This window comes from Psychrobacter sp., assembly GCF_036731945.1.
In the GTDB taxonomy this organism is placed as follows: Bacteria; Pseudomonadota; Gammaproteobacteria; order Pseudomonadales; family Moraxellaceae; genus Psychrobacter.
In genome coordinates this window covers 1-10,514 of record NZ_DAINDI010000010.1, presented here as the reverse complement: position 1 = coordinate 10,514, position 10,514 = coordinate 1, and the positions used below count along the sequence as shown (strand labels likewise).

Sequence of the window (10,514 nt, the reverse complement as noted above, 5' to 3'; positions counted from 1 at the left end):
GGGCATTATCAGCCACTAAATGACTTAATTTGTCAAAAAATGGCAGCGTTATTGATGGCAAAAAAAGCCAGTCTTAAGCAAAAAAATAAACCCATTAATTGGCTAGATATTGGCTGCGGAGAGGGCTATTACACGCAGGCAATGGCGCAAACGGGTATGGATATACTTATCGCTGCCGATATCAGTAAACCTGCTGTTGTAGAGCTGGCGAAAACCAGTAAGTCGTTAGGACGTCTTTGGCATCAAGAAATTAAAGATGATTCTGCTTCAGAGATAATGAAAGCAGCAGCTGTTTATCCGCTGGTCACTAGCGCGGCGCATTTGCCGCTACGCGCGCATAGTATCGATGGTATTAGCAGTATCTTTAGTCCCATTTTGCCAGAAGCATTTAATGAAGTGTTAAGCGATGAGGGCTATTTGATCATTGCTAAGCCCGATGTCGGGCATTTAGCAACGATGCGTGAGGCGTTATTTGATGACGTCCGCGAGCATGATTCTGAGAAGTTTTTGGACGAATTAGCGCCTTATTTTCAGTTGTTAGAAACTCATCATGTCAGTAGCGAGTTAAGTTTATCGGCAGAGGCATTGGCAGATTTAATGACCATGACCCCTTATGCCTATCGGGCACGCAGCGAAAAAAGGCAGCGGCTACTAGCAGAGGTGGCAGTACAACCTTTTGCAACAGAAGCTAAGTTTGTTGTCTATATTTTGCAAAAAACGATCGCTCATTAATGGGCGGCAATGGGCTGCATCGGCTAAAGGTCCACTTATAAAATCGGTCCCATGGTGGCGACGATATTATTCCAAATCCGATAAGGTAAAGGCCAGTTGTTAACCTCTTCAAGCGTTACTTCATCAGAATCAGCGATATACTGATATTGGCGCTCCATAATATCGGCGGTCAGTTTGTTATCACTAAAGACGATATTGTTTTCATAATTTAAATGAAAACTGCGTAAATCCAAATTGGTTGAGCCAATCAAGCTGATTTCACCATCGACAGTCAGGGTTTTGGCGTGTAGCAGCCCCGGCTTATACTCGTAGATTTTTACGCCGGCCTCAAGCAATTCCCAATAATAACTGTGACTGGTGGCGGAAACGATAAATGAGTCGTTTTTCTTTGGAAAAACCATCGTTACTTCAACCCCGCGATAGGCGGTTGCACATAGTATACTGACCAGCGAATAATCGGGCACGAAATAAGGGGTAGAAATCATCAGGGTATGCTGGGCTTGGCTAATTAAGGCACCTAAAAACTGGGGGGTGTTGCCGTGACGCTGGGTCGGTCCATCAGAGAAAACTTGTGCAGCAAAATCATTGGGCGGCAGATTTGGCTGCAAATCTGTGCTATACGGAAAGCTGTCGAGCGGCGTATCAGGGTTTTCAGTTAGCCAATCACTGGCAAATAGCATCTGATTTTGCGCAACGATGGGCCCTTCGATACGCAGCATAATATCGACCCAAGGGGCGTATTTAGGCTTCACACGAAATTCAGGGTCGGCGCAGTTACGGCTACCAAAATAGCCAATTTTGCCATCAATCACGGTAATTTTGCGGTGATTGCGCAAGTCAATACGGCTAAAGAGCATAACCTTTATGATATTGGTTAATGGTAGCGCCACACTGAGCTGCACACCTGCGTCCTTCATCTCTTGCCATAGCTTTGAGCCGACCATCTTGCGCGAGCCCATGCCATCGACCATCGCCCGGCAGGTGACGCCGCGCTTTGCTGCCCGAATCAGCGCTTCTGCGGTAGCCGTACCCATGCCATCGACCAGCCAAATATAATACAGCACGTGGATATGGTCGGTCGCCGCATCAAAGTCGTCAATCATACGTGTGCGCGTCTCATTGGCATCTGTCATTAGCTCAGCGCGATTGCCAACTGTCGTCTGAAAGCCGGTGGCTTTTGCTGAATAAGCAAAGGCTGCGCGGTACTCAGGCTTAACCGCATGTAATAACGCCACATCGCTACCAAGTACCTCTGGGCGATGTTGATGCAATTTATCAATAGTTTTCTGACGTTCGCGCGTGAAGTTGCGCCCTAAATGTACCTCACCGAACATCCAATAAACTAGGACGCCAAAATAAGGCAAGAGAAATAAAATCACAAGCCAAGCCAAGCGCGCCGGCGCCGTTAAGTCATGGCGCGCAAGGACGCGCAACGATATCAGCACCAGCAGTATAAAGTGAATGGTTAATAGAATATCGACGAGCATAGTGGAATCCGTTGTTATTATATTTATGAAGGTTATGGTTGCTCTTGGTTATATTGCAGGACTAAATTATTGGCCGAGTTGCCTTATTGATGGCTTTTATCATTAATATTCACCAAATAGCCAACCACTGACAAAGGCAAAATACTCACGAAACCACGCATTGTAGCGAATCGATAGCGGCGTCGGGCTGGCGAGCAAAATAGGTCGCTGATAGCCTTGATGCTTGGCAATGGCAGCCGCGCGAATGGTATGAAAATCACTGGTCACAATGGCAATAGGCGCTGTGATAGGCACTTCTTTTGCTGCCAAGATGACTTGGCTATAAATTAAGTTTTCGGCGGTACTGGTGCTTTTGCCTTCTTGCAAAATGCGCTCAAGAGCAATGCCATGCTTCTCATGTAAATAGCGCGCCATAATACTGGCTTCGCTATGCGTCTGCCCCATACCAATGCCACCACTGGTCAGCGCCAATGCCTCGGGTTGTGCTTTAATCAGCGGGGCCGCCCTATCTAAACGCTGAGCAAGCGTTGGTGTTGGCTTACCGGCGATAGTACCTGACCCTAATACAATAATCGCCGCGACCTCTGATACAGGCTGCGAGCTCTTCTTAATTTGCTGCTGCAATGAGAAAATAAACAAGCCAAAGCTTATCAGCCAAATAAAAAACAGTAGCCATAGCGTATACCAAAGACGATTGCGAAATGGGTTTTGCCTCGTAAACTTGCGGATGGCATGCCAAAATACCCCATGGGCGACAAATGCGCTGCCCAATAAAAACGGTACCACGGTGCCAAAGTTGATTTTGCCAACCGTCATTAACACGGCACAATCAACCATGATAACGGTACCGATAACGACCAATCCAACTCGCGCTATAATGAGTAATTTTTTTGCCATAGTTTTAAATTTATTATGTTTAGGTAAAGCTGCTGTAGTTTAGGGTTTATTCAATCAAGTGCTTATTTATCTATTAATTATACGTTGTTTTAATTGCATGGCGGTTTGGTCATATCAAGACATACTAAATCCTGTCCCTTTCACCTTAAAAGAGGAAAACCTTATGACGCCAATAATTTTTCATAATCCCAAATGCGGCACTTCTCGTAATACCCTTGCCATTATGCAAGTTTCAGGTGAGGCGCTAGATGTGGTGGAATACCTAAAAACACCGCCATCACGTGAGTACTTAGTTGAGCTGTTGGCATTGATGCAGAGCACCCCACGCGAGCTTTTACGCAGTAAAGAGAGTATTTATACCGAGCTTGGTTTAGACAATCCAGCATTGACGGACGCGCAACTGATTGATGCCATGATAGCGCACCCTATTTTAATCAATCGTCCTATTGTTGTTACCGATAAAGGCGCGGCGCTGTGCCGACCGTCTGGAAAAGTGTTTGAATTACTGCAAAATCCGGTTAATAGTTTTACAAAAGAGAATGGGGAAGTGGTGAAGTATGTTACAGAATAAAGAAACTAAAGCCTTAGTGACAGACAATATTGCTAGTAAAAGTACTAGTAATATTGGCGCTACTGATTTGGGCGCTGCTGATTCACTTAATAACGATTTACCCAATGTTGATTCTGATCAAATACAAGCCATTGATATTGAATCTTTGGTCGGTAAAGATGACCCACGCCATGCGCCAAGAATATTGGTGTTATATGGCTCCCTGCGTGCGCGTTCATTTTCTAGATTGGCCGCTGAGGAAGCAAGCCGTTTGCTGCATTGGTACGGCTGCGAGGTGCGCATGTTTAATCCATCAGACTTGCCACTTCCCGATGACGCAGATGCCGACCATCCAAAGGTGCAAGAGTTACGCGAGCTGGCACAGTGGTCAGAGGGCATGCTGTGGGTCAGTCCAGAACGCCATGGCAGCATTACCAGTATTATGAAAGCGCAAATTGACTGGATTCCATTGGCGCTCGGCGGCGTACGTCCGACCCAAGGTAAAACGCTGGCTATAATGCAAGTCAGTGGCGGCAGCCAAAGTTTTAATACCGTCAATCAATTACGTATTCTTGGACGCTGGATGCGGATGATTACCATCCCTAATCAATCTTCTATCCCAAAAGCGTTTTTGGAATTCGATGATAATGACCGCATGAAAATGTCTCCACTTTATCTGCGTGTGGTTGACGTTTGCGAAGAGTTGGTTAAATTTACCTGGCTTACCCGAGGACGTTCGGCGTATCTGACCGATCGCTATTCAGAACGAGTCGAAAGCGCTGCGGAAGTCTCCCAACGCGTCAATCAAAAATCGCTCTAACGTTGTTGTTTTATTATTGCCTTTATTAATATTTCATTGCTTCAATTGGCTCATTAAGGTTACTCCATGCTCGCATTCGCTATTTTTATCGTGACGTTAGTTTTAGTCATCTGGCAGCCGAAAGGGCTTGGCATTGGTTGGAGTGCGATGGGCGGCGCTTTGGTTGCCTTAGTATTTGGTGTGGTGCAATGGTCTGACGTTAGTATCGTTTGGGATATCGTTTGGGACGCCACTTTTACTTTTGTGGCATTGATTATTATCTCCCTTATTTTGGATGAAGCGGGATTTTTTGGCTGGGCGGCATTACACGTCGCTCGGCTTGGTAATGGGCGCGGGCGTTTGCTATTTCCGATGATTGTGCTGTTAGGAGCGTTTATCTCAGCCTTCTTTGCCAATGATGGGGCAGCCTTACTACTGACACCGATTGTGATTGCTATTCTACTGCGCCTTGATTTTGCCCCCAAATCCGCTTTAGCCTTTATTATTGCCACTGGTTTTATTGCTGATACCGCAAGCTTGCCATTAGTGACTTCTAATTTGGTTAATATCGTCAGTGCCAATTATTTTGATATTGGTTTTGGTCGCTATGCGGCGGTGATGGTACCGGTAAATATCGTCTCTGTCCTAGCGACGCTATCGGTATTGTGGCTTGCTTATGCGCGGTACATTCCCAAGCGCTATTCAACGGAAAATCTTAGCGCACCTCAATCGGCTATCAAAGATCCTCTGGTATTTCGGGCGGCTTTTCCACTATTGGCATTATTATTAGTGGCGTATTTCGCGACTGAATCGCTCGGGCTGGTTATCTCTGTAGTAACGAGTGCCGCGGCGCTTATACTCATGGCGATTGCTGGACGCTGGTGGCAAGGTGGTCGTGATGCCAAGTTTTCTATGACTAATATTCTTAAAAAAGCACCGTGGCAAATTGTATTGTTTTCAATCGGTATGTATTTGGTGGTTTATGGTTTGGGCAATGCAGGGCTTACCGCCTATGGCGCACGAATACTTAATTTGCTAGGTCACCAAGGCGCGCTCGTTGCGACGGTCGGCACAGGATTTTTATCCGCCATCGTAGCGTCTGTGATGAATAATATGCCGTCGACGTTGATAGGCGCGCTGGCGATTGATAGTGCCCAAGTGCCCGCTGCTACTCGAGAGTTGATGATTTATGCCAATGTCATTGGCAATGACTTGGGACCAAAATTCACGCCTATTGGTAGTTTAGCGACGCTATTGTGGTTACACGTATTGGCTGAAAAGGATTATAAAATCAGCTGGGGACAATATATGAAGGTCGGACTACTGATAACGCCGCCTGTATTATTAGCCACGTTATTGGCGTTGGTATTTTGGCTGCCTAAATTGCCGAGTGTTTAGGGAGTTTGTGAAAGAGTAGAAAAACTGCAGGCTTTGATTAAGCAGAATAAGATTGGCGGTGAAGGAGGGATTCGAACCCTCGATACGCTATGAACGTATACACACTTTCCAGGCGTGCGGTTTCAGCCACTCACCCACTTCACCGTTTTTTGTAAGACCAAGATTTTTGGCTGCCTAAGTATAGCGGATAGCATTTAAAATGTCACGGCCTGCGCAGCATCTTTCTTTATTACTAGCGGCCTGCTAGGATAACGCCTACCGAATGGCAGGCATAGATGGTTGGAAGTGGCATGATAAGTTTTTTTAAAGATAAAGCACAGGTTAAAAATAACACCATAATGACCGTATTCACGGTCTTAATAGGAATATCGGCTGCACACGCGGAAGATTTAAGTCAATGTAGCCAGTCTTTTTATGGTGGCGTCTATCCTGAATTCACCAATCCTAAGCTCAGTAATAATACCCAAGCGCTATGTATGGACGGTTTTGCTGTCATGTACTCAGGCGTATCACGTACCCCGCTGTGGTCAGCAGAATATCTCGACCGTAAGCGCTTGCAGCAAGCCAAACAGATTGATCGTGAAGACAGCTTTCATGAAGAAAGCCGCCTGCCAAAATCCATGCGCGCCAAACTGTCCGATTACTCAGGCTCAGGTTATGATCGAGGGCATTTAGCGCCTAATGGCAATATGGCCAATCGCAGCCAGCAGTACGATAGCTTTAGCCTTGCTAATATCGCGCCGCAATCGCCGCGCAATAATCGCTATATTTGGCGTAATATCGAGTCAGCCACGCGCTATTTGACCCAGCAATACGGTGAAGTTTATACCATTACTGGGGTGGCGTTTACGAATAAAAAGACCAAACAACTGGCGAATCGTGTACTGGTGCCCAGTCATTTTTTTAAAGCGGTCTATATTCCAGCCAGCAACCAAGCAGGCGTGTATTATGCGCCCAATGATGAATCAGAGCGTATAGAAGTGATTAGTCTGGATCAATTAACCGCCAAGATTGGCATCGACGTGTTGCCCGTATTAGATGCTCAAACCAAAGCGCGCGCGTTTGATCTGCCGTTAAAAGCAGGTGACAGCTCAGATTTACCCGAAGACTCACCAGAAGAGCCCACTTGGATGTTATTTGTGCTGGCTATTATCGATTGGCTCATGGCACAATTAAAAGCATAAGGCGTCTAAATATCACCATATTCTCACAGTATTGCAAAATCACGTAAATTGCTGTTAAGGTAGAGGAAGCTCAAATGATTGAACCCTTTATGAATAATCATGAAAGTATGCAAATTGGCGATTTGGTTATTGAAAACCAAGAAGATAAAATTATCATTTATGGCGACATTAATCTAGTCTTTGACGAAGCTGGATATGAGCAGGCACAGCAACTACACGAGCTAACGAGCAAAATTATGCTGGCATTTGAAAACCGCAATCGATATAGTAGTTTTGAGGATAAGTCAAAACAAAAAGATGACCAATCGGGTAAAATTATAGACAATCCGTTTCTATAACTGTTTGATATGCTTTTGATTTTAGAGAAATAATAAACTATAAAAAAATTACTAGGCAAAATCTAAAAATTGCTTATAATGGGTCAAGACATCGCTTATGTCGATCGAGATTTCTCTGTCAAACCAATCATTAGTAGCATTTAATAGCATATTAATGAAGGTTACTTGCTTAAAATGAGCGTAGGATCGAAGGGTTTGCAATAAAAGAATGTTGATAAAAGGATAAGCGAAGACATTAGAAACGCAACGTTTCTAGTAATCATTAAATGAAGGGAGTCAATTTATGAAATTATTCACAAAAACCACTTTAGCAGTTGCTGGTATCAGTATGGCAAGCATGGCATTTGCCGCTGACCCATTACATAACACCACTTGGCAGACTTATGATGAAGGTAAGCCAAAAGGTTTAGTTAAAATTACTGAATCTAATGGTGTCCTAACTGGTACCTTGGTTGATACCAACTCAGCTAAAGGTAAGAAACATATTGGTACAACTATCATCAAAGGCCTAAAGGCTGACGGTGGTGGTAAATATAGTGGCGGTACAATCACCGACCCTGAAAAAGGTAAAGACTATCGTATGACCGCCAATCTAAGCGGCAGTACTTTAAAACTAAAAGGGTATATCGGTCCATTTTCACGTAGCCAAACGTGGAAAAAGAAATAAGCCAATATAATCTTACTCTATAAAGTTCAGTTGCTAGACTGGGCATTATAAAAAGATAAACGGTTAAAGACTATAGTGTTAAAGAATAAATAATCCCGCAAGACCGAAAGGTTTTGCGGGATTTTTAATGGGATAGGTTTTTATTAAAAGGGTTTTATCGATGATTAGCAAATCAACAATAAAACCCTCTTAAATACTTTTTACCTTATAAACTCTGGATAGGCTTCCATACCACATTCTGCAATATCTGCGCCCTGATATTCCTCTTCTTCAGAGATACGCAGGCCCATTACGACTTTAATAATGCTCCAAACAAGCAAGCTACTGATAAACACCCAAGTAAAGATGGTTGCTGCACCAGCAATTTGACCGAGCAAAGTAGCATTTTGGTTGGTCAATGGCACTAGCATCAGACCGAACAAGCCGCACACCCCATGTACAGAGATAGCACCGACTGGGTCATCGATTTTTATTTTATCTAATGCAAGGATTGATATGACCACAATAACGCCTGCTGTCATGCCAAATAACGTTGCTTGCAGCGCCGACGGGGTGGACGGTTCGGCAGTGATGGCGACCAGACCCGCTAATGCACCATTTAATAGCATGGTCAAATCTGCTTTACCAAAAATGATGCGCGCGATAATAAGCGCGCCAATCGCCCCACCCGCAGCGGCAGCGTTGGTATTTAAAAACACCATAGCAACGGCATTGGCACTGGTGATATCGCCAAGTTTGAGCACGGAGCCGCCGTTAAACCCAAGCCAACCCATCCACAAGATAAGCGTACCAAGCGCCGCTAAAGGTAAATTGGCGCCGGGAATTGCCCGTATCTCACCGTTAGGTCCATATTTACCTTTACGCGCCCCTAAAAGCAGAACTCCTGATAACGCTGCTGCTGCTCCTGCCATATGCACGATACCTGAACCGGCAAAATCAGAAAATCCCAAATCGCCAAGGCTAAATAAGCCGAATACGGCTTTACCGCCCCACGTCCAGCTGCCTTCTAATGGATAGATAAATCCGGTCATAACGACAGCAAACAGCAAAAAAGACCATAGCTTCATACGCTCAGCCACTGTGCCTGAAACGATAGACATGCAGGTAGCGACGAACACAACTTGAAAGAAGAAATCAGAAGCCGCCGAGTATACCGCATCGCCATTAAAGCCATTTTTAGCTGAGCTCGCTAAGGCATCGGCTACTAACGTATTGTTTAAGGCATCGTTGCCAGCAATACCGCTTAAAAACAGATTACCATCGTACATAATGGCATAACCGCAGATCATATACAGAGTACAGGCGGTGGCAAAGAGGGCGATATTTTTGGTGAGGATTTCGACGGTGTTTTTTGAGCGTACCAGTCCAGCTTCTAACATGGTGAAGCCAGCGGCCATCCACATGACTAGCGCGCCACAGATTAAAAAATAAAACGTATCTAGCGCGTACTGGAGCTCAAAGATTTGATTTTGCATATTAATTCCCCCTTGAATAGATGCAATACAGTGATCGAGATGACCTATAAATCTGTGTTTATAAGTGGTCTAGCGCTTAATTATTCTTAACTATTAAATAGCGTCAGGACCTGTCTCACCCGTACGAATACGAATGACTTGTTCAAGATTGGTCACAAATATCTTGCCGTCACCGATTTTGCCGGTACTGGCAATGCGCGTAATGGCTTCGATAGCAGGCTCGACCATCTCATCCATCACTGCTACCTCAACTTTCACCTTAGGTAAAAAGTCCACCACGTATTCAGCGCCGCGATAGAGCTCGGTATGACCTTTTTGACGACCAAAACCCTTGACCTCGGTGACGGTGACACCCTTTACACCGATGTCAGAAAGCGCTTCGCGCACATCATCGAGCTTAAACGGTTTTAAGATCGCAGTGATTAGCTTCATAAAAAAATCCTTATATAGATGATGTCGCAGGTTAATAGAGACCGTTTGCTGGCTCGTATTATTGTCAGGCTCATGGTAAATAGTTCAAGAATTGTGCCAAACCTACTCAAGGGGGTTGGTAGAGTTGGGCGCATTTGCTTAAAAATAACCAAGATAGTGACAAAGACTCTTGCCTATATCGCAACGATAACACTGTTTTTATGGATATAAGTTGGAGCTATCAACCTTTAACGTTGGGAGAATAAACACTTTATTATAACCAACTTTTTAAGCGCTTGGGGAGGCTATCACTTTATTTCATGTGACGATTTGATAAGAGGTTTGATAAGAAAAATGGGAAGAGATAGGAGAAAAGTAAGCGCATAAGCATTGTAAAAACGTCGATTATTAAAAACGCCATTATGAATAATAGCGTTTAAAATCAAAATGATAGTCAAAATATTCTAAAAACGCGACGGTACTGCTGATATCAATTTTTTGTAGCCTCTGTCTGCGTAGGCACAGCAAGCAAGAAAAATTGATATCAGCAGTGCGTGATGTATCGATATTACTTTT

The 10,514-nt window shown here is 44.4% G+C and carries 11 protein-coding genes and 1 tRNA gene; 7 read left to right on the top strand and 5 right to left on the bottom strand.

Annotated elements, in window-relative coordinates; all coding sequences use genetic code 11:
• The coding region (locus tag V7D75_RS03320; RefSeq protein ID WP_333613401.1) for a methyltransferase domain-containing protein at nucleotides 1-732 on the top strand (732 nt) is incomplete at its 5' end.
• A gap of 35 nt (nucleotides 733-767) precedes the next feature.
• Here the strand turns inward: V7D75_RS03320 and cls are convergent.
• Both cls and V7D75_RS03310 read right to left on the bottom strand, forming a co-directional pair.
• Nucleotides 768-2,219, bottom strand: coding sequence for a cardiolipin synthase (gene cls / locus V7D75_RS03315; RefSeq protein ID WP_333613400.1), 1,452 nt, complete (start codon nucleotides 2,217-2,219; stop codon nucleotides 768-770).
• A 102-nt stretch (nucleotides 2,220-2,321) separates the two neighbouring features.
• The gene (locus V7D75_RS03310; RefSeq protein ID WP_333613399.1) at nucleotides 2,322-3,116 is read right to left on the bottom strand and encodes a YdcF family protein; all 795 of its coding nucleotides are present in this window, start codon (nucleotides 3,114-3,116) and stop codon (nucleotides 2,322-2,324) included.
• A 163-nt stretch (nucleotides 3,117-3,279) separates the two neighbouring features.
• On the opposite strand from V7D75_RS03310, the gene arsC reads away from it, so the two are divergent.
• The 3 genes from arsC to V7D75_RS03295 all read left to right on the top strand — a co-directional run bounded on the left by arsC (nucleotide 3,280) and on the right by V7D75_RS03295 (nucleotide 5,863).
• Complete coding sequence (gene arsC, locus V7D75_RS03305; RefSeq protein ID WP_333613398.1) at nucleotides 3,280-3,687, top strand: arsenate reductase (glutaredoxin); 408 nt, start codon at nucleotides 3,280-3,282, stop codon at nucleotides 3,685-3,687.
• Nucleotides 3,674-4,486, top strand: coding sequence for an arsenical resistance protein ArsH (gene arsH / locus V7D75_RS03300; protein ID WP_333613397.1), 813 nt, complete (start codon nucleotides 3,674-3,676; stop codon nucleotides 4,484-4,486). The genes arsC and arsH overlap by 14 nt, the downstream gene beginning before the upstream one ends.
• A 66-nt stretch (nucleotides 4,487-4,552) precedes the next feature.
• Nucleotides 4,553-5,863 (top strand): arsenic transporter, encoded by a 1,311-nt coding sequence (locus V7D75_RS03295; RefSeq protein WP_333613396.1) that lies wholly within the window; start codon nucleotides 4,553-4,555, stop codon nucleotides 5,861-5,863.
• A 53-nt stretch (nucleotides 5,864-5,916) separates the two neighbouring features.
• Here the strand turns inward: V7D75_RS03295 and V7D75_RS03290 are convergent.
• Nucleotides 5,917-6,007 (bottom strand) — tRNA-Ser (locus V7D75_RS03290).
• 146 nt (nucleotides 6,008-6,153) lie between these two features.
• On the opposite strand from V7D75_RS03290, the gene V7D75_RS03285 reads away from it, so the two are divergent.
• The 3 genes from V7D75_RS03285 (at nucleotide 6,154) to V7D75_RS03275 (ending at nucleotide 8,052) form a co-directional block, all read left to right on the top strand.
• Nucleotides 6,154-7,047, top strand: a complete 894-nt coding sequence (locus V7D75_RS03285) for a DNA/RNA non-specific endonuclease (protein WP_333613395.1) — start codon at nucleotides 6,154-6,156, stop codon at nucleotides 7,045-7,047.
• Nucleotides 7,048-7,121: 74 nt separating this feature from the next.
• Entirely contained in the window at nucleotides 7,122-7,385 is a 264-nt protein-coding gene (locus V7D75_RS03280) for a hypothetical protein (RefSeq protein ID WP_068404288.1), read from the top strand.
• A gap of 283 nt (nucleotides 7,386-7,668) precedes the next feature.
• Nucleotides 7,669-8,052, top strand: coding sequence for a DUF2147 domain-containing protein (locus tag V7D75_RS03275; RefSeq protein ID WP_068404286.1), 384 nt, complete (start codon nucleotides 7,669-7,671; stop codon nucleotides 8,050-8,052).
• A gap of 200 nt (nucleotides 8,053-8,252) precedes the next feature.
• Here the strand turns inward: V7D75_RS03275 and V7D75_RS03270 are convergent, their stop codons facing one another.
• Both V7D75_RS03270 and V7D75_RS03265 read right to left on the bottom strand, forming a co-directional pair.
• Nucleotides 8,253-9,527: an ammonium transporter gene (locus tag V7D75_RS03270; RefSeq protein ID WP_068404284.1), complete on the bottom strand. Its 1,275-nt coding sequence runs from the start codon at nucleotides 9,525-9,527 to the stop codon at nucleotides 8,253-8,255.
• A 93-nt stretch (nucleotides 9,528-9,620) separates the two neighbouring features.
• Entirely contained in the window at nucleotides 9,621-9,959 is a 339-nt protein-coding gene (locus V7D75_RS03265; protein WP_011514651.1) for a P-II family nitrogen regulator, read from the bottom strand.
• Between the last annotated feature and the right edge of the window lie 555 nt (nucleotides 9,960-10,514).